The sequence below is a fragment of the Micromonospora sp. NPDC048169 genome (genome assembly GCF_040652815.1).
Classification (GTDB): Bacteria; Actinomycetota; Actinomycetes; order Mycobacteriales; family Micromonosporaceae; genus Micromonospora.
In genome coordinates this window covers 1-18,219 of sequence record NZ_JBEZMS010000003.1, presented here as the reverse complement: position 1 = coordinate 18,219, position 18,219 = coordinate 1, and the positions used below count along the sequence as shown (strand labels likewise).

16 protein-coding genes and 1 pseudogene are annotated in these 18,219 nt (G+C 71.6%); 5 read left to right on the top strand and 12 right to left on the bottom strand.

Annotated features, from left to right (window positions below):
• The first annotated feature begins 20 nt into the window (after positions 1-20).
• The gene (locus tag AB0D28_RS03655) at positions 21-2,951 is read left to right on the top strand and encodes a CHAT domain-containing protein (RefSeq protein WP_357381849.1); all 2,931 of its coding nucleotides are present in this window, start codon (positions 21-23) and stop codon (positions 2,949-2,951) included.
• Here the strand turns inward: AB0D28_RS03655 and AB0D28_RS03650 are convergent.
• Complete coding sequence (locus AB0D28_RS03650) at positions 2,936-3,151, bottom strand: hypothetical protein (RefSeq protein ID WP_357381847.1); 216 nt, start codon at positions 3,149-3,151, stop codon at positions 2,936-2,938. The genes AB0D28_RS03655 and AB0D28_RS03650 overlap by 16 nt on opposite strands.
• The gene (locus tag AB0D28_RS03645) at positions 3,148-3,558 is read right to left on the bottom strand and encodes a Rid family hydrolase (protein WP_357381845.1); all 411 of its coding nucleotides are present in this window, start codon (positions 3,556-3,558) and stop codon (positions 3,148-3,150) included. The genes AB0D28_RS03650 and AB0D28_RS03645 overlap by 4 nt, the downstream gene beginning before the upstream one ends.
• A 79-nt stretch (positions 3,559-3,637) precedes the next feature.
• On the opposite strand from AB0D28_RS03645, the gene AB0D28_RS03640 reads away from it, so the two are divergent.
• Positions 3,638-4,015: a helix-turn-helix domain-containing protein gene (locus AB0D28_RS03640; protein ID WP_357381843.1), complete on the top strand. Its 378-nt coding sequence runs from the start codon at positions 3,638-3,640 to the stop codon at positions 4,013-4,015.
• A gap of 41 nt (positions 4,016-4,056) precedes the next feature.
• Here AB0D28_RS03640 and AB0D28_RS03635 read toward each other — a convergent pair whose 3' ends face one another.
• From AB0D28_RS03635 to AB0D28_RS03615, 5 genes and pseudogenes are all read right to left on the bottom strand, one after another.
• A complete protein-coding gene (locus tag AB0D28_RS03635) occupies positions 4,057-4,758 on the bottom strand; it encodes an excalibur calcium-binding domain-containing protein (protein ID WP_357381841.1) in 702 nt (233 codons plus the stop codon).
• Positions 4,759-4,949: 191 nt separating this feature from the next.
• Positions 4,950-5,693, bottom strand: coding sequence for an EcsC family protein (locus tag AB0D28_RS03630; RefSeq protein ID WP_357381839.1), 744 nt, complete (start codon positions 5,691-5,693; stop codon positions 4,950-4,952).
• Between the two features lie 80 nt (positions 5,694-5,773).
• A complete protein-coding gene (locus AB0D28_RS03625) occupies positions 5,774-6,781 on the bottom strand; it encodes a P1 family peptidase (protein ID WP_357382290.1) in 1,008 nt (335 codons plus the stop codon).
• Between the two features lie 32 nt (positions 6,782-6,813).
• Positions 6,814-7,155 (bottom strand): DUF1330 domain-containing protein, encoded by a 342-nt coding sequence (locus AB0D28_RS03620; protein ID WP_357381836.1) that lies wholly within the window; start codon positions 7,153-7,155, stop codon positions 6,814-6,816.
• 74 nt (positions 7,156-7,229) lie between these two features.
• Positions 7,230-7,620 (bottom strand): annotated as a pseudogene (locus tag AB0D28_RS03615) (hypothetical protein).
• Positions 7,621-7,824: 204 nt separating this feature from the next.
• Between AB0D28_RS03615 and AB0D28_RS03610 the strand changes: the two are divergent.
• On the top strand, positions 7,825-9,366 hold the full coding sequence (locus AB0D28_RS03610; protein WP_357381834.1) for a non-reducing end alpha-L-arabinofuranosidase family hydrolase: 1,542 nt from the start codon (positions 7,825-7,827) through the stop codon (positions 9,364-9,366).
• Between the two features lie 182 nt (positions 9,367-9,548).
• A complete protein-coding gene (locus AB0D28_RS03605; RefSeq protein WP_357381832.1) occupies positions 9,549-9,845 on the top strand; it encodes a DUF4287 domain-containing protein in 297 nt (98 codons plus the stop codon).
• Between the two features lie 22 nt (positions 9,846-9,867).
• On the opposite strand, the gene AB0D28_RS03600 is transcribed toward AB0D28_RS03605, so the two are convergent.
• From AB0D28_RS03600 to AB0D28_RS03580, 5 genes are all read right to left on the bottom strand, one after another.
• A complete protein-coding gene (locus AB0D28_RS03600) occupies positions 9,868-12,588 on the bottom strand; it encodes a hypothetical protein (RefSeq protein ID WP_357381830.1) in 2,721 nt (906 codons plus the stop codon).
• 178 nt (positions 12,589-12,766) lie between these two features.
• Complete coding sequence (locus tag AB0D28_RS03595) at positions 12,767-13,294, bottom strand: alpha/beta hydrolase (protein ID WP_357381828.1); 528 nt, start codon at positions 13,292-13,294, stop codon at positions 12,767-12,769.
• A gap of 70 nt (positions 13,295-13,364) precedes the next feature.
• Positions 13,365-15,083 (bottom strand): arginine--tRNA ligase, encoded by a 1,719-nt coding sequence (argS, locus tag AB0D28_RS03590; protein WP_357381826.1) that lies wholly within the window; start codon positions 15,081-15,083, stop codon positions 13,365-13,367.
• Between the two features lie 271 nt (positions 15,084-15,354).
• A complete protein-coding gene (gene trpS / locus AB0D28_RS03585) occupies positions 15,355-16,413 on the bottom strand; it encodes a tryptophan--tRNA ligase (RefSeq protein WP_357381824.1) in 1,059 nt (352 codons plus the stop codon).
• A 285-nt stretch (positions 16,414-16,698) separates the two neighbouring features.
• Positions 16,699-17,142 (bottom strand): PRC-barrel domain-containing protein, encoded by a 444-nt coding sequence (locus AB0D28_RS03580; protein ID WP_357381822.1) that lies wholly within the window; start codon positions 17,140-17,142, stop codon positions 16,699-16,701.
• A 124-nt stretch (positions 17,143-17,266) separates the two neighbouring features.
• Here AB0D28_RS03580 and AB0D28_RS03575 point away from each other — a divergent pair, with 124 nt between their 5' ends.
• Positions 17,267-17,578, top strand: a complete 312-nt coding sequence (locus AB0D28_RS03575) for a hypothetical protein (RefSeq protein WP_357381820.1) — start codon at positions 17,267-17,269, stop codon at positions 17,576-17,578.
• Positions 17,579-18,219: the final 641 nt, after the last annotated feature.

Below are 18,219 nucleotides of genomic sequence, written 5' to 3'. Positions count from 1 at the left end.
GACCGAAGGGCGGTAGCGCCATGCAGGACTCCATCGAGCGGCTCCGGGAGGAGCTGTCCCGGATCTCCGGACCGGCCCGGCTGCCGAAGCTGACCCAGCTCGGGCAGGTGCTGGCCACCGAATACTGGCGGGCCGGACCGGGCCGGCCGGCGGCACTCGGTCTCCTGTCCGCCGCGATCGAGGCATGGGCCGAGGCATACCGGCTGGTCGACCCCGGCGACCCGGTCCGTGGCCAGGTGGCCGTCCGGCTCGGCATGCTCCTGGCGGCCCGGCACGGTACGCACGGCAGCGGGCCGGAGGACCGGAACACCGGCATCGCCGTGCTCACCGAGGCGACCGGGTTCCCCGGCCTGGCACCGATGCAGGGAGTCGTGGCTCGCATCACGTTGGGGCAGCTGTATCTGGCCCGGGCCACGGAGGCGATGAGCCCGGCTGCCGCACGCGGCGGCTTCCTCGGCGGGGGGTCGTCGGGTGCGGCCCAGGATGCCGAGGAGGCGGCGCGACTGTTCCGGGAACTGCTCGCCGGGCCGGTCCTGAGCACCGACGTCACCAGCATCACCCGCGCCATGCTGGTCGTGGCCGAGTCGATCCACCCGCTGCTCAGCGGTAGTATCGCCGACTTCGACCTGAGCAAAATCATCGACGCCATGTCGCGCCTGCGGGACCTGCAGCGCAACGGCCTGCCGACCGACCTGTGGAACCGGGCGAACCTGACCGACCCGCTGGACTATCCGGTCACCGCCATGCGCGGCGACGGGCAGTCCGCCCCGGTGGTGCCACCGCGACGGCCCACGCCAGCGACAGCGGCGGCAACCAGCACGCAGCCGGCCTCCGCCCGCCGGGCTGCCCGGGAGCAGCTCGCGGCGCTGGCCCTCGACCGCGATCAGCCGGTCTGGGAGCAGGCTCTGGCGATGCTGCTGGCCGGTCCGGGCGAGATCGAGCCCGCCGCCCTGGACGCCTTCGTCGGGGCGACGGCCAACGCGGTGGATGCGCAGGACGGTGGTGACCCGGTCGAACTGGGCCTCGACCGGCTGCTGTCGGTGGTCGGGCTGTGCCTTCGGGAGCGGCGCGACGGCAGCGGCTGGGACGACGAGGACGCCGGCGGCGACGCCCGCCGGGCCGGCGCGCGAGACCTTCTGGTGGCGACGAGGTGCGTACCACCCGGCCATCCCGCCGCGGTCGCGATCGTGGAAGCGGCGGGTGGTCTGCTGGACGAGACGCGGCCGCTGTCGGGTGCCATCGCCGATATCGCGGACGACCTGCTGGCGTACGCGGAACGGATCGAATCCCGGCCGCCCGTGGTGAGCGCGCTCGCCGAACTGTGCCGGACGGTGTCCGCGCTGCACTCCGGCGGCCTGAGCAGTCCGGACCCGCTCGCCGCCGTGGCCGACGTGCCGGCCGGTCATCCCTGGCGGGGTCCGCTCGATACGGCCGCCGCACACGCCCGGCTCGCCGCCGCGGTGCACAACTGCTCCCCGGCCGCGGGCGGCGCGGGCAGCGGCGGCGGTCTCACAGCGGTTCTCGACGCGCTGCTTCGCCACGATCCAGCCGAGCTTCGGACGGCTCTCGACGCCGACGCGGACCGGTCGTCGCCATCGGCCCGGGCCGTTCTCGGCGCGGCTCGCCTGCGCCTGGGGGACGATCCCGACCACGCGATCACCCGGCTGGCCGGCGTCGTGCGGCTGCTCGACGAGGGCGGCCTGCGCACCCGAACCTGGTGGCGACTGGCCGAGGCGTACCGCCGGCGGGGTGCCGTCGGCGACACCGAACGGTGCCGGGACGCCGGCCGCAACGCGCTGGACGGCCCGGACGTCGACCCCGCCGACGCGACCCGCTTCGCCGGGTGGATGCTCGCGGAGGGCCGGGGGGCGGAGGCGTTCACCGCGCTGGAGATCGCCGCGGTCGCGCCGAAGCGGGCCGGGGCCGACTCGCTGACCCACGACGTGCTGGCGGTCCTCGTCGGAGTCGTGCCGGCCGAGACACCGATCGTGACGGTGCCCACTCCGGCCGAGGTCGCCGCCGCGGTCCGCGAGATCGGCGCGGCTGCCCTGCTCTATGTGCACTCGACCGACGATGCCGGGCTGACCGCCGGGGTGCTCTGCCTCGACCCGGCGACCGGTCGGCTCGACGTGCTCGCGAACCTTCCGGTCACCGATCCGCTCGTCTCGGACGATCCCGGTTGGCCGGCGATCCTCGGCCGGTGGACCGCCGGGCGCATACTGGTGGCCGCGACGCGCGGACTGAGCCGGGTGGGCCTGGGCGCGGTGTGCACCGCTGATGGCCGTCGGCTGGGCCAGCAGGTCCGCATCACCGACGTCCCGTCCGGCACGCACGTCGTCCGGTTGGCCGCGCGGTCCGTTCCGCCGCTCACGGAGGAGCCGGTGTTCGTGGTCAACCCGCGCGGCGACCGAGACGACGCGATGGCCGAGGTCATGATTCTGCGCCGGCTGTTCTACCCGCAGTCGGTCTGCCTGGGCCGCGCGCTGGAGCCGGTCGACGCGGTGGGTGGGCCGGAAGACGTATGCAAGCACCTGGCCGGAGCCTCCCTCCTGCATCTCGCGTGCGGACTGGACGGGACGGCCCTGCAACTGGCCGGCGGAGAAGTCTTCGACCTGGCGTCGGTCAGCGGTGCCCGTGGCCTGGTCGTCCTCTCCGCCCCGGCCGCGCCGGACCTCGTGCCGGCGCTGCTCGACGCCGGGTTCACCGGGTTGATCGGCTGGCGTTGGGCCGTGCCGGCGTCGTTCGCCGCGCTCGCGCTCTTCCTGGTCCATCTGGAGCTGGTCGACAATCGGCGGCCACCGGCCGAGGCGGTCGGCGTGGTGCAACGGTGGATGCTGGACCCCGATCGGATCGTCCCGCCGTATCTGCCCGGTGCCCACCTGAACACCGTCACCGCGACCGACCTGACCCGGCCGGCCCTGTGGGCGGCGCTGGCCTACAGCGGCCGCTGATCGGGGTCGACATGTCCGAGGACATACGAGATCTGTTGGTCCGGGAACTTCGGCAGGCGGTAACGGACCGGATCGCGGACGGGGCCCACCCGGACGAGATCACGGCCGGACTGGCCCTGCGGCTGCGCCGGCTCAGGCAGCTGCAGGAGGATGAGCCCAGGTCGGGGCGGACGCTGTGCGTCGAGCAGGAAGATGCTCACTGTGCGATCGCCGTCGCCTCCAGTTCCACCAGCACGTCGGGCTCGAAGAGAGACTCGACGCCGATCAGCGACGCCGGCGGAAGCGGCTGAGGCAACCCGAGCTCCTCGGCGACCGCCTCGATCCCGGCCATGAACGGCCCGATCTTCTCGGACGTCCAGTCGGTGACGTAGAAGGTCAACCGGACGACGTCCTGGAACGACGCGTCGGCGCCGGCGAGCGCGCGGCCCGTGTTGCGCAGCACCTGCGCGACCTGCCCGGCCAGATCCCCCGGTGCGACGGGTGTGCCGTCGCCCAGCCGGGCGACCTGGCCGCTGACGTGGATGTGGCGCGATCCGGTGGCGACTGCCACGTGGTGGTACGGCGTGTTCGGCTGAAGACCGGCAGGGCTGAGACGGGTGACGGGCATCGGGTGCTCCTCCACTGGGCAACTGAGGTTTACCATTGATACCTAGTTGACGGAGGACACTTCAAGGAGACCTGGTTTCATGGGCGATACCGCAGGCGCTCGCGCCGACGAACTGCGCATCGACGCGCCGCACCGCGAGCTGCTCGACCAGGTGCTGGACAAGTGGTCGCTGAGCGTCCTGAACGAGCTGTGCGAGCGCCCGTGCCGGTTCAACGAGCTGCGCCGCGCCATCCCGGCGGTGACCCAGAAGTCGCTGACGGCGACCCTGCGACGACTCGAACGCAACGGCATCGTCGAACGCCACGTCGTGGCGACCCGCCCGGTCGCTGTCGAGTACCGGATCACCCCGCTGGGCAAGACGCTGCGCGCGCCGATCGACGCACTCCTCGAATGGGCCGACGCCCACATGGCCCGGATCGAGCGCGCCCGGCGGGCGTACGACGCCGAGCTGACGTGACCACCGGGACGGCACCGCCCGGCCCGCCCCGGCGTCGCGTGTCACTCGCAGACCGTGCCGTCGTTGTCCCGGTCGATGTACCAGTAGTACTCCGGATCCCTGCCCTGCGTGTACGGGCCGTACCCGTTGGCGTTCGCCTCCTTGCAGGTGCCGAAACGCGGATCGTTGCCGCCACCGCCGGTACTGCCGCCGCCCGTGCTGCCACCGCCGGAGTCGCCGTTGCCGCCATCCGGCTCACACGCCTCGCCGTCGAGGTCACGATCCAGCCCGGTCCGGTACCCGGGCTGGCCGCGTCGCAGCGGCGCCTTGCCCGCTGCGCGTACGGCATCGCAGTTCTTGTAGTAGACGGCGGGTGCCGTGGTCTTGCGCGGCTTCGGCTTCGACGCGGGCTTCGCGGTCGTCGGCGCGGCAGTGGTGGGCGAGGGCGACGGCTCCGGCGAGGCGGTGGCGGCCTCGGGCGTGGGCGCGGTGGTCGTGGTGGCGGGTGCCGCGACCGTCGGCACCTCCTGTGCGACGGCCTTCTCCGGCGACTTGCTCGGCTCGGTGGCGGGACCGGCGGCGATGCCGATGCCGAGCAGCCCGCCGCAGCAGGTGAGGACGGCGGCACCGCTGATGAGGAGCACCTTGATCGCCGCCGGCTGACGGCGCCACCACGACGGCCGGGACGGCGCGAACGGCATACCGGGCCGATAGGGCGGCGAGCCCTGCCCGGGCCACGGATTCTGGGGAGGGAGTTCGGTCACAGCGGGCAGTGTGGAGCGATCAGTCCGATCCGGAGTGTCACCGAACCGACAGACTGGCCGTTACCGGCGCGATAAGCGACGAGACGGCAGGTCCCAGCCGCAGGATGGGCGTCGATGCCGAAGCTGATCGGGGGTGCCCTCTCGCCGAACGGCCGACGGCGAGGGGTCCGGGAGCGGGACGCCGGGTGGGCTCAGGCGGTGAGCGGAGCGAAGAGCTTGTCGGCGGAGCGGCCGACCGCGGCGGTGAGCGTCGCGTCGATGCCGCCGCCGACGACCCCGCCGACGAGCGGTACGGCCTTCGCCAGCGTGATGAGCGCCCGCTTCGTGCCGTACTTGGCGAGCAGCATGAACCCGAGCTTCTGGTTGATCTTGCGGATCAGGTCGATGGAGACCTTCCTGATCGCCTGCTCGGTCAGCTTGACGCCGATCTGGGCGCCGAGCGTGCTGAGTGTCGACTGGATGTTCGAGCCCACCGCGACGAGCGGGATCATCGCCTGCGTGTGCGGGTCGTCGAGGTCGTAGCCTCGCAGGTAGGCGATCGCTCCCGCCAGGCGGACGTTGATGATGAGCGCTCCCGCGACGTTCGCCGGCAGCGTGATCGGCAGGGTCACGAAGCCGCCCAGTCCGGTCACGAAGCCGGCCGACCCGGCTGCCATCACCGACTCCTTGATGAGCCGGCTGATCACCTTGTCGACGTCCTCGGCGGGGGTGCCGCCGCGCTTGCCGAGCAGGGCGCTGTCGTATCTGTCGCCCTGCACGGTCCGCAGCCGGGATTCGGCCCAGGCCGCCGAGCCGGTCACCGGGCCGATGCCGTTGCGCACCACCCTGTTGACGGTGTTCACGAGCGCCAATGCGGTACGGCTCGTCTTGTCGTCGTCCTGGTTTCCGGGCGCGGTCTGCTCACTGTCGAGCCGGGATTCGGCGGTGTCGTCCATGGCGCATCACTCCAGCCGCATCGATCACCGCTGTCAACACGAATGTCGTCCGTCGGTCACGACCATCCATCTACTGTGGATCAGGTGTACGGCCGGATCGTGAGCCGACCGGCTGCCGCCAGCCGCTCGACGGCGGCCCGGTGCGGAACCGCATGGCTGGTGCGACCCCCCACGCCGGTGGTGGTGACTGCCGTGAAGAGCGAGTTGAGCAGCGCCTCCTCCACCGCGTCCAGCACCGCGGCGAACACCGGGTCGATCGCGGCGTCCGGGATCGGCGCCTGGTCCGACGTGGTGAACGCGATCGCGTAGTCGCCGCTGGTGTTGCTGAACGACGCACCGACCCGGGCCATGGCGAACACCGCACGGCGGGCGAGCCGCCGCAACTGCCGCGCGTCCAGTGGCACGTCGGTCGCCACCACGATCATGCACGAGTTGCCCGGCGGTTCGGTCCGGTCGGCGGCCGGCACCAGCTCGTCGACGGGTAGTGGCACGCCGAGCGCGGTGAGGACGCCGCCGAAGTTGGACTGGACCAGCGCGCCGACCGTCCGGGTGTGACCGGCGGTCCCGACCGTGCGGGAGGAGGTGCCGATGCCCGCCTTGTAGCCCAGGGCTGTGGTGCCGGTGCCGGCACCGACGCAGCCCTCGGCGGGGAGCCCACCCGTCGCCCCGGCGACCGCGGCCAGGACGTGCGCCCCGGTGATCGGGCGGCGGCGGATGTCCGACAGGTGCCCGTCGTTCGTCTCACCGACCAGGGGGTTGAACGACAGTCCGTCCGGCCGGCGCTCCATGAGATGCCCGAGCAGCGCGTCCGCCGCCCGGAACACCGACAGCGTGGCGGTCAGCACGACCGGAGATTCGAGTACGCCGAGCTCGTCCACCTGGGTCGAGCCGACGAGCTTCCCGTGGCCGTTGCCGGCGTACACCGCAGCGGGCAGCGTCCACCGGCCGGGGCCGAGCCCGCTCGGCACGATCGCGGTGACGCCGGTGTGCAGGTCGGCGTCGTCGTCGACGGTGGTGTGCCCGACCAGCACACCGGGGACGTCGGTGATCGCGTTGAGGCGTCCGGTGGGTTGCGCCCCGACGACGATCCCCAGGTCGCGGGCGCGCCGGCCGGGCCGGCTCAGGAGGCCGCCGCCCGCAGCGCCTGCACCATGCCGGCCGGGGTGTAGTCGTCGGGGACGCCCTCGACCAGGATGACGTCGCCCTCGATGTGCCGCGAGCGCAGCGGTGCGATCTCCTGGTAGGCGGGCGAGTCCCACCAGGCCCGCGCCTCGGCGATCCCCGGGAATCCGAGCATCACGACGGCTCCGGGCCAGGTGCCCTCCTTCACCTCGTGCGGCGTGGCGTGCACGAGGAAACGGCCGCCGTAGGGGGCGAGGGTGGCCGGGAGGCGTTCGATGTACTCGGCGATGTCCGTATGCGGGGCGGCGTCCTGGAGATGGGCGATGGCGTACGCGGGCATGGGGTCCTTCCGGCCGTCGTGCTCCGAACGTCGATCTTGGCACAGCTGCCGGTATTCCTTCGCGCCGATTTCGCTCAGGGGTGGGAGGCGACGGCCGCGACGGCGGCGTGCGGGCGGTGGGCGGCGTCGTCGAGGCGCAGCAGGCGCTCGACCTCCGCGAACCCGGCTCGTCGCAGCCGCGCGGAGAACTCGTCCACGGGCCAGCGGTACGCGGTGGCGACCTTGTGGTCGAAGGCGCCCACCTCGTCACCGACGAAGATGCCGACCACGAGCGGCCCACCCGGCACCATCGCGCGGCGGAACTCCGCCAGCACGCGGTCGAGATCCGCCGGCGGTAGGTGGATCAGCCAGGTGACGCTCGATGAGGGCGAGGTCGTCCGGATGCACCTGCGCGGTGGTGCCGAACAGGTCGATGTAGAGGCTCGCCACCGCCCCGTACGCGTGCCGTACCTGCGTGTCGTCCACCCGTCGACCATAGGAGCGAGGGGCCCGTCCATCGAATGTTACGACTTGACGAACGACGTGTTATCGCTCACAGTCGATGGACCGGGTGGCGGCGTCGATGGCTCACCGGGCGGGCGCGGACGGCTGCGGGGCGGGCCGGCTGTGGGGTAAGCGCGCCAAGACGCATTGTTAGCGCTCACAACATGTGTGACCTGAAGGAGGAACATGTTTGCTTTCGGTAGGTCCCCATCGACGATGTCGCCGCCGCGACGGCGCGGATGGTTGCCGCGAGTCGTCGCCACTGGCGCGACAGCGGTACTCGTCGGTGCCGCCGCCGTGGCGGCCGTTTCCGCGCCCGCCGCCGCCGCGAGCGTCGACACGAACGCCTGGTACGTCCTCGTGAACCGCAACAGCGGCAAGGCGCTCGACGTCTACAACCTGGCCACGAACGACGGCGCGCGGATCGTGCAGTGGTCCCGCAACAACGGCAACCAGCAGCAGTGGCAGTTCGTCGACTCCGGCGGCGGCTACTACCGGCTGAAGTCGCGGCTGTCCGGCAAGGTGCTCGACGTCTACAACTTCTCCACCGCCAACGGTGGAAACATCGTGCAGTGGTCCGATCTGAACGGGACCAACCAGCAGTTCCGGCTGGCCGACTCCGACAGCGGCTACGTCCGGCTGATCAACCGCAACAGCAACAAGGTGGTGGAGGTGCAGGGCGCCTCGACCGCCGACGGCGGGAACATCGTCCAGTACGACGACTGGAACGGCGCCAACCAGCAGTGGCAGCTCGTCCGGGTGGACGGTGGCGGCGGCAACCCCACCACGCCGCCTCCGACGACGCCGCCTCCGGGTGGCACGTGCAACCTGCCGTCGTCGTACCGGTGGTCGTCCACAGGTGCGTTGGCGCAGCCCCGGTCGGGCTGGGTGTCGCTGAAGGACTTCACAGTGGTGCCCTACAACGGGCAGCACCTGGTCTACGCCACCACCCACGACACCGGGTCGTCGTGGGGGTCGATGAACTTCGGCCTGTTCTCGAACTGGTCGCAGATGGCCTCCGCGTCGCAGAACGCGATGTCGTCGGGCACCGTGGCGCCCACCCTGTTCTACTTCGCGCCGCGCAACATCTGGGTGCTGGCATACCAGTGGGGACCCACCGCGTTCTCCTACCGCACCTCCACCAACCCCACCAACCCGAACGGGTGGTCGTCGGCGCAGCCGCTGTTCACCGGCAGCATCTCCGGCTCCGGCACCGGCCCGATCGACCAGACCCTGATCGCCGACGACCAGAACATGTACCTGTTCTTCGCCGGTGACAACGGCAAGATCTACCGCTCCAGCATGCCGATCGGGAACTTCCCCGGCAGCTTCGGCTCGAACTACACCACCATCATGTCGGACTCGACGAACAACCTGTTCGAGGCCGTGCAGGTCTACAAGCTCCAGGGCCAGACCCGCTACCTCATGATCGTCGAGGCCATCGGCTCCCAGGGCCGCTACTTCCGGTCCTTCACCGCCACCAGCCTGAACGGATCCTGGACCCCCCAGGCGGCCACCGAGTCCAACCCGTTCGCCGGCAAGGCCAACAGCGGCGCCACCTGGACCAACGACATCAGCCACGGCGAGTTGATCCGCACCACCGCCGACCAGACCTTCACCGTCGACCCCTGCAACCTCCAACTGCTCTACCAGGGCCGCTCCCCCAACTCCGGCGGCGACTACGGCCTCCTGCCCTACCGCCCCGGACTCCTCACCCTCCAGCGCTGAGCGCGTACCCCGAGATCTGGAGAGCCCGGCCCGCGATCTCGCGGGCCGGGCTCTCCGGCGTTTCGGACGGCGGTGATCGTTGCCCTGGAGGCAACGGTGGTGGTCCGGTCCGTCGTTGATCGGAACCGCCCCGCCCGAGAGGGTGGAGGTTGTCACCACCTCCCGAGCGAAGGGTTTGGCAGATGTCGTTCCAGGCGTACCTCGACGCGATCGAGGACAAGACCGGCAAGACCCCGCGCGTCCTGGTCGACGAGGCCAGGGAGCGCGGCTATGACGCGGCCGACGTGAAGGCGGGCGTCGTCGTGGCCTGGCTGAAGGACGAGTACGGGCTCGGCCGGGGACACGCGATGGCGCTCAACCATGTGATCAGGAACGGGCCGAGGATCAGCGCCAAGCACGTCGGGTCCACCGGCTCGCACCGGGACGACAGCGACTCGCTGTGGCTGGACGGCAAGGCCGCCCGGCCGGCCGGCCCGTGATCGGGCCGGCCGGCCGGTGACGTCACGCGCGGACGGTCACCGGAGCGCTCGTGGCACGACCGTTGGCGTAGCCCGCCTTCACCGCGACGACCGTCACGGTGACCGCCTTGCCGCGCATCGCCGCGGTCAACGTCAGCGTCTTCGTCGTCGTGCCGGTCAGCTCCCCGCCCACTCGCCACTCGTAGCGGTACGAGTCGGCGGTGGGCGTCCAGGTGCCGGTGGTTGCCTGCACGGTCTGCCCCACCCGAGGCGTACCGGTGATCGTCGGGTTGACAGTGGCCTGCAACGCCGGGCCCTTCGCGACCGGGACCGTGGCCTGCGACGTCGCCCGGCCGGACGAGTACCCGGGCTTGATCGCGGTGACCGTCACGGTCAGCCGCTTGCCCAGCTCGGACGCCCGGATCACGTACGTCGAACCGGTCGCTCCGCTGATCGCGGTGCCGTCGGCCGCCCACTGGTAGGCGTACGCCGAGGCGGCCGGGCTCCACTGCCCGGTCGACGCGCGCACCGTCGCCCCCACGGCCACCGTGCCGGTCACCGCCGGTGCGGCCACCGACCGGAGAGCCTGAGCTGCGGTGATCGAGAACGCGTCGGCGAGCGAGACCGGCGTGCTCCACTCGTCAGGCCGAATCGAGACGGAAGCCTTGCCCACAGCGGCGGAGGTCAGGTCGACATCGGCGGTGAGGGTCCGGCGGTCCGCCGAGACGCTCCGCACCGTCGCGGCGATCGCGGTGCCACCGGCCGGGGTGACGGTGACCTGATCCTCCTGGTGGAGGCCGCTGCCGGTGATCGTGATCGTCCGTACCGCGCCGGTCTCCACCGACGACGGCGACACCGACGTCACGGTCAACGGGTCGGGCGCCACGGAGAAGGAGTAGTAGGTCTGCAGCGATTGCGCGCCGTCCGCCGTCACGCTCTTCACGTAGAGCGTGTAGTAGCCGGCGTCCGGCGGAGTCCAGCTGATCGTCGCGCTGCCGTCGGCCGTGGCGGCGACAGTGCCGTCGGCGCCGGGCAACTGGTAGGTGTACTTCACCGCGCCGGGCTGCCGGGGCTTGAACGTGAAGGTGCCAGGCGCGAACTTGCCGGAACCCGACGAGGGGAAGTCCGTCGACACGACCACCGGGGAGTCGGTGACCGACCAGGAGTTCCCGCCCTCGGTGGTCCGCACCCCGGCGGCGTTGCGGGCCGTCACTGTGACGTAGGTGTAGCCGCGCTCGTTGAGCGTGTACTGGAAGGTGACGGAGCCGTCGGCCGCCGGCGGCAACACCTGCCGGGTGGCCGGGTCGCGGTTGAGGAACACCTCGTACTCGACGACGTTCACCATCTCGGTGCGCGCCGTGAAGGTGGCGGTGGACCCGACGACGTCGCCGCCGCTGCGGGTCACGTACGGGCTGGCGCCCGACACCGAGACGGAGATGAACCGCGGCTCGGAGAGCGTGCCGTCGGCGCTGCGGCTCTGCACGTACAGCGCCTGCGTGCTCTCGCTGGTGGCGGTCCAGGTCAGGTCCGCGGTGCCGTCCGCGCCGGCCGGCAGGACGGTCTTCTGGCTCGCGCTGCCGTTGTAGTCCGCCGTCCAGTAGAGGTAGGACGTGACCTCGGGCATGCGTGGGGCCAGGTGGAACCGGAGCGACGACCCGATGATCACGTACCGGTCGACGTCGCCGGTGACCCGGGGGGCGTTGTCGACGACGAACGTGTAGGCCCGTTCCGGGTGCGTCGCACCGTCGGCGGTGACGCTGCGCACGTACAGGGTCTGCCGCCCGGCCCGGGTCGGGGCGATCATCGCGGTGACCGTGCGCTCGCCGCCGGTCACGACCGAACCGGAAGGGCCGTCGCCGTCGATACGCCAGGCGAACGACTCCGTGCCGGGGACGTTCGAGGTGAACTCGAACGCGCCGGGCACGCCCACGCCGTAGTCCAGGTTGGTGCTCCAGTCCGGATAGGCGCTGGAGAAGACCGAGGGCCGCGTCTCGCGTACCCAGAACTCGTAGACGTTGCGCTCCGACCAGTTTCCGGCCCGGTCGATGGCGTACACGATCACCGAGTGGTGGCTCGCGTCCTGCGGCGTCCAGGTGACGGTGGCCGGTCCGCCGAGGCCCGCCGCGGGGACCTCGACATATTCGTCGCCGGTTCCGGAGAACCGGTACTGGTAGCTCACTGTGTCGTCGGAGGCCGAGGTGAAGGTGAAGCTTCCGGTGTCGCCGACCCCGCCACCGGCGTTCTCCCAGTCGCCAGTCGGGTACTTCGCCGAGGCGACGTCCGGCGCCGGACCGCCGACGCGGTCGATGGTGAAGTAGCAGGTGGCACTCCACGGCGACGTGTCGGCGCCGTCGAGGACGCGCACCCGCCACCCGTACGTGACACCGTGCCGCTGCCGCTCGGGGTCTTCGAGCTGGATGTAGACCTGGTTGTTGTGCGGGGCGAGGCCGGTGAGCCACTGCTGCGGGGCATCCGGCGTGGTGACGTCCCACACCTGGAAGTCGGCCTGCGGGTCGGCGCTCTGCGGCGTCCCGCTGTAGGTGCCCTGGAGCACGACGGCGTTGGCGTCGTTGAGGCGTACCGGGCTCAGGTAGGGCCCGGGCGCCTGGGCCGCGCAGGCCTGACCGGCGGTGGTGAGTTCGGTGGGCCCGCCGACGGCCGCCGCGGCCGGAGTCGCGGCTGCGCCGACGACCGTCGCGCAACCGACGGCGAACGTGGTGGCTGTCGCGAGTAGACGCCCGAAAGTGGGCGCGAAGGTACGCATTCCGGTCCTCCCCGTGAATGAACGCGGGCGACGATCGAAGCGCCCGCGGAGGAAGGATCGCACGGGTTCGATGGCGGCGGTGTCCCCTCCGGCTGGAGAGCGACGTCTATCGTCTCGGCCATGGGAGCGATCAAGCCGTGGCACGGCGTGTGGGCGTGGCGCCGCCGCCGCTGACCGGTCAGCGGCCGGTAGCGCCGGCGAACTCCTCCACCGCCGTGCAGACCCGCCCGAGCGCCTCGGCCGAGGCCGCCAACGGCCCGGGCACCATCATCGAGTGGTCGGCGTCGGCGACCTCCACCACGTACGGGGTGAGCCGGCGCGCCACCGCCCCGTCCCAGACCGGGTCGGCGGTGCCGCCGGCCAGCAGGAACGGCGCGGTGGCCCGGCCCAGCGGCTCCCGTACCGCGGGGTCGGTCAGCAGCGGCGTCAGCCAGACCGCCGGGATGCCCCGGTCGGCGGCGAGCGGGGCGGCGAAACTGCCGAGCGACTTGCCCACGAGCAGATCCACCCCGGCGTCGAGGACCGGATCCAACTGCTCGGCGACCCACTCCGGAGCGGCGTCGTGGCGCAGATCGCCGATCGACCGCCAGGTCACCTCGTGCACCTCGAAACCGAGCCGGCACAACGCCTCCCCGATGTAGACGAAGAGCGGGCCCCGGGTGTCGTAGCCCCGTCCCGGAGCGAGTACCGCGCGTCGATTCGCCATGGCAGCCTCCCTTGCGTCGGATCGATGCGTCACGCTAGCCGCTGCGCGGGTTTCCAGTGACCCCGCGGCCTCACAGCCGTTCCGGGGTGCGGATGCCGAGCAGGTCCAGGCCCTGCCGCAGCACCCGGGCGGTCAGCTCGCACAACACGAGCCGGCTCTCCCGCGTCGGCGCATCCGCCCGCAGCACCGGGCACCGCTCGTAGAACGCGCTGAACGCGACCGCCAGCCGGTGCAGGTAGGCGGTCAGACGATGGAACTCCATGGTGCCCGCCACCTCCTCGACCACCGCGGCGAAGCCGACCAGCTCCGTCGCGAGCGCCCGCTCGGCCGGCTCGGCGAGCGAGACGTCCGCGTCCGGTCGCGCCGCCGCGCCGGCCCGCCGGAAGATCGACCGGACCCGCGAGTACGCGTACTGGAGGTACGGCGCGGTGTTGCCCTCCAGCGCCAGCATCCGTTCCCAGTCCAGCACGTAGTCCTTGTGCCGGTCGCCGGACAGGTCGGCGTACTTGATCGCGCCGATGCCCACCGCGTGTCCCACCTCGGCGGCCTCCGCCTCGCTCAGCTCCGGATCGCGTTCCCGGGCCAGCGCGGTGGCCCGCTGGACCGCCTCGGTGAGCAGCCCGACCAGCTTCACCGACCCGCCGGCCCGGCTGCGCAGCATCCGCCCGTCCGGGCCGAGGATCGAGCCGAACCCGACGTGCTCGGCCCGCACCGGCGTGGCCAGCCAGCCGGCCTGCGCGCCGACCGCGAACACCATCTCGAAGTGCCGCCGCTGCGGCAGCCCGACCACGTAGAGCAGCCTTGTCGCGCCGAGCGCGCCGGTCCGGTGCCGCAGCGCGGCCAGATCGGTGGCCGGGTAGCCGTACCCGCCGTCGGACTTGCGCACGATCAGCGGCAGCGGCTCGCCGTCACGCCCCACCGACCCGGGCGGGAACACGCAGTCCGCGCCCTCGCTCCGCCGCAGCAGTCCGAGCCGGTCCAGTTCCTCGACGGTCGGCGCGAGCTGGTCGTGGTAGCTGCTCTCGCCCCGGAAGTCGTCGCCGCTCAGTGTCACGTCGAGCAGGTCGTACACGGTCAGGAAGTAGCTCTCCGACTGCGTCACCAGCAGCCGCCACAGTCGCAGCGTGGCCGGGTCGCCGCCCTGCAACGCCACCACCCGTTGCCGCGACCGTTCCCGGAACGCCGGGTCGTCGTCGAACTTCGCCCGCGCCGCCTTGTAGAACCCGTCCAGGTCACCCATGGACAACTCCTGCGCCGCGCCGGCCTCGCCCAGGTCGAGCAGGTGCTCGATCAGCATGCCGAACGGCGTGCCCCAGTCGCCGAGGTGGTTGGCGCGCAGCACCCGGTGGCCGAGCCATTCCAGCGTCCGCGCCGCCGCGTCCCCGATCACCGTCGACCGCAGGTGCCCGACGTGCATCTCCTTCGCCACGTTCGGCCCCGAGTAGTCGACCACCACCGTCTCCGGTTCGGCCACGGGCGGCACGCCGAGCCGCGGGTCGGCGGCCAGCGCGGAGACCAGCCCGCCGAGCGCGTGCCCGGACACCGTCAGGTTCAGGAAGCCCGGGCCGGACACCTCCACCGCCGCGCAGAGGTCGGCCAGGGACGCGCGCTCCCGTACCTCCGCGGCGATCTCCCGCGGCGGACGGCCGAGCCGCCGGGCCAGCCCCAGTGCCGCGTCGGACTGGAAGTCCGCGTGCTGCGAGCGCCGCACGGCCGGGTCCACCGGCATGCCGGCCACCGCCGCGAACGCGGGCGCCAGCCGGTCGGCAAGCAACCTTTCAAGATCCATGAGTACGCCGATCTCGCTGTGGATCCGCCGCGCGGATCACCTGACGGGAACGCGACGGCGGAGCGAGGACGATCGATGACGACCGGCGGCTCGATCCGCCGGTCGCAGGAGGGGAAGGCTCAGCGCAGGCGGTCGCGGGACCGCCGGCGTCGCAGCGCGCCGAGCCGGACGTCGGTGGACGTCATCGGGTACGCGTGCGAGCTGGACATGTCGGTAGCGTAACCGGCCGGTCCGGGGCCGGCGCAAGTGCGTACCCCGGACCGGCTCGTGGTCAGGCCGAGGTGCCGACGGCCTTGCGGTAGCGCTCGGCCCGGCGCCGCACCTGGGTGTACGCGCTGCTCAGGCCCATTGCCCGGCGGACCTCGACGAGCGTTCGGCGCACCTCGACGCGGGTCCGCTCGGTGCCGGTGACGATCAGCTCGTCGACCAGGCCGGGCTGCGCCTCGAAGCGGGCCCGGCGCTCCCGGATCGGGTCGAGGAACCGGTTGAGCGCCGTCGCCAGCGCCTCCTTGACCTCGACGTCACCGACCCGGCCGGCCCGGTAGCGGGCCTTGAACTCCGCCACCTGGGCCCGGTCCGGGTTGAAGACGTCGTGGTACTCGAAGACCGGGTTCCCCTCGACGGTGCCGGGCACGTCGGCGCGGACCCGGTTCGGGTCGGTGTACATCCCCATCACCTTGCGGCGCACCGTCGCCGCGTCGTCGGAGAGCGCGATGGCGTTCCCCTTGCTCTTGCTCATCTTCCCGGCGCCGTCGGTGCCGACGAGCGTGGGTGTGGCCGACATGAGCATCTCGGGCACCGGGAAGACGTCGCCGTAGAGGTGGTTGAACCGGCGGGCGATCTCCCGGGTCACCTCGACGTGCGCGGCGTTGTCCTTCCCGACCGGCACGACCTGCCCCTTCACGCAGAGGATGTCGGCGGCCTGGAGGACCGGATAGCCGAGCAGGCCGTACGGCATCTCGTCCTTGCCGGCGTCGCGGGTCATCTCCTTCAGCGACGGCACCCGCTCCAGCCGGGGCACCGTGATGAGGTTCTGGAACAGCGTGTTCAGGTCGCCGACCTCGGGGATCGCGGACTGGAGATAGAACGTGGCCCGCTCCGGCTCAACCCCGGCGGCGAGGATGTCGGTGACCATCTCGCGGGCGTTGTGGGCCACCTGCTCGATGTCCGCGCGGCTGTTGCGCGTGGTGAGCATGTGCAGGTCGGCGATGATGAAGAAGCTCTCGTAGCGCTGGTGCAGCCGCACCCGGTTGGCGATGCTGCCCACGTAGTGGCCGAGGTGCAACCGCCCGGTCGGGCGGTCGCCGGTGAGCATGCGTGCGGAGGACATGGTCGTACGCCTTTCGTGCCGTTCGCTGGCGGGGACGCGCGGATGCGCGGGAGACGATCCGGGTGTCACCCGGATCGGTGGAGCGGGCTCGTCAGAACGAGCGCCGCCATCGCCCGCCGGCGCGGAACCGGAGTCCGCCGGCACGAAGTACGTCGAGGATCTGCTCCCGGCCGTCGGCAGCGTGGCCCGAAAGACCACTGCGGGTCTCCGGGAGGTGGCTGCGCGAACGGGTCATGCCTGACACGTTAGCCGTTCACCGGCCCGTGTGGCTGCACCCCGCGGTGCTTACCGCTGTCGATAGCTCTCCGTGTAGTAGGTGCCGACCCGCTCCCGGTAGTCCGGATGGGCGAAGTGCTCCGCGTCGAACGCGGGTGACTCCTTCACCTGCTCCCGGGTGCGGTCCACGTGCACGACGCGGTCCAGGTGGTCGACCTGCGCCACCGTGCCGGCCGGCAGCAGCACCTTCTTGCCGAAGATCCACGGGCCGGTGTCCACCACCAGGTACCGCGCGTCGGCGTCCTCGCTCGCCTCGTCGATCGAGCCGATCCGGCCGTCCGTCGCCTCTACCCGGTAGCCGGTCAGGTCGATCGGCGTACCCGGGCCGGGCGCGTCGGGGCCGTCGTCCGCGTCGCCGGTGCGCTGCTGCGGCACGTCTCCCGGCCGGGTCTGGTCGTACCCACCGGCCAGGGCGGACGGATCCCGCCAGGTCCACGGGCTGAACGGCTGCATCGGCGCACCTCCGTCGAATCGGCTCTCGGCAGAGACAGTTGCCCCGGCGGCGGCACCGGAAACACGAGCGGCGTCCGTTGCGGGCCTGAGCTGGGACGACGGCGCGCTGGCATACTGGCCGACCATGGTCCTGTCACGTGGTTGGTCGCTGTTCCTGGTCGCCGTCGGCGTCTGGACGTGGGCGATCTGGCCGAGGTTCGCGCTCGCCATCTGGAACGACGAGCGCGCCTGGTCGGCCGGCGTCGTCGGCGAGGGCAGCCCGACCGGCTTCCTCTGGGTGCACGCCCTCCTGATCGCCGCGTCCCTGGCCATCGGTACGACAGTGGGAGCCCTGGGCGTCCGCGCCCTGCTGGCCTCTCGCCACCGCCCTTCCCCGCCTCGCCCGTCCCCGTCCCCGTCCCGCCCGTCTCCGTCCCGCCCGTCCCCACCCCGTTGATCAAGGAGTTTGTGTCCGCTGGGGACGCTGATCGGGACGCGAACTCCTTGATCACCGGCGGCTTCGGTCGGGTGTGACGCGCGCCGCTACCCCTCGATTTGACGTTCAAACCCGCAGACGCGTAACTTTCTCTCTGCCAGCGCGGAACGGGGCAAACGGGACGAAAGCCCGGGAGCGCCGAAACGGGCTGGCACCGGGTCCGAGCGAGGCTTACGCCTTGTGCGGGCGCGGGCCGGGCGAGGCCCGCCGAAACGCCGCAGGGCGGATTTGGCGGAGCGGAACCGACCGGGTAAGGTTGTCGACCGGCAGGGAACCGGGCGAGCTCGCGGGAAACCGCAGCGGCCGGCCTGCCAAATCCGATGATCAAGTGCAGCGGGTGACTGCTGCGCGTGCTCAGCGGCGCCGACCCGTACGAAGCATGACAGACCGGGACACACGGTTTGACACGGCAGAGACGGTGAGGTAACGTAGTAAAAGTGCCCGGCGCGAGAGCGGCGGGTGTTTGAACGAGATGCCCCGGCTGGGGGTTCCGCTGATATGGGGCCCTGTGGTTGGTGTGTGGTTGTTCTTTGAGAACTCAACAGGGTGCTTGTAAAGCCAGTGCCAATTGTTTTATACCCCGGACTGGTCAGGTTTTTGTC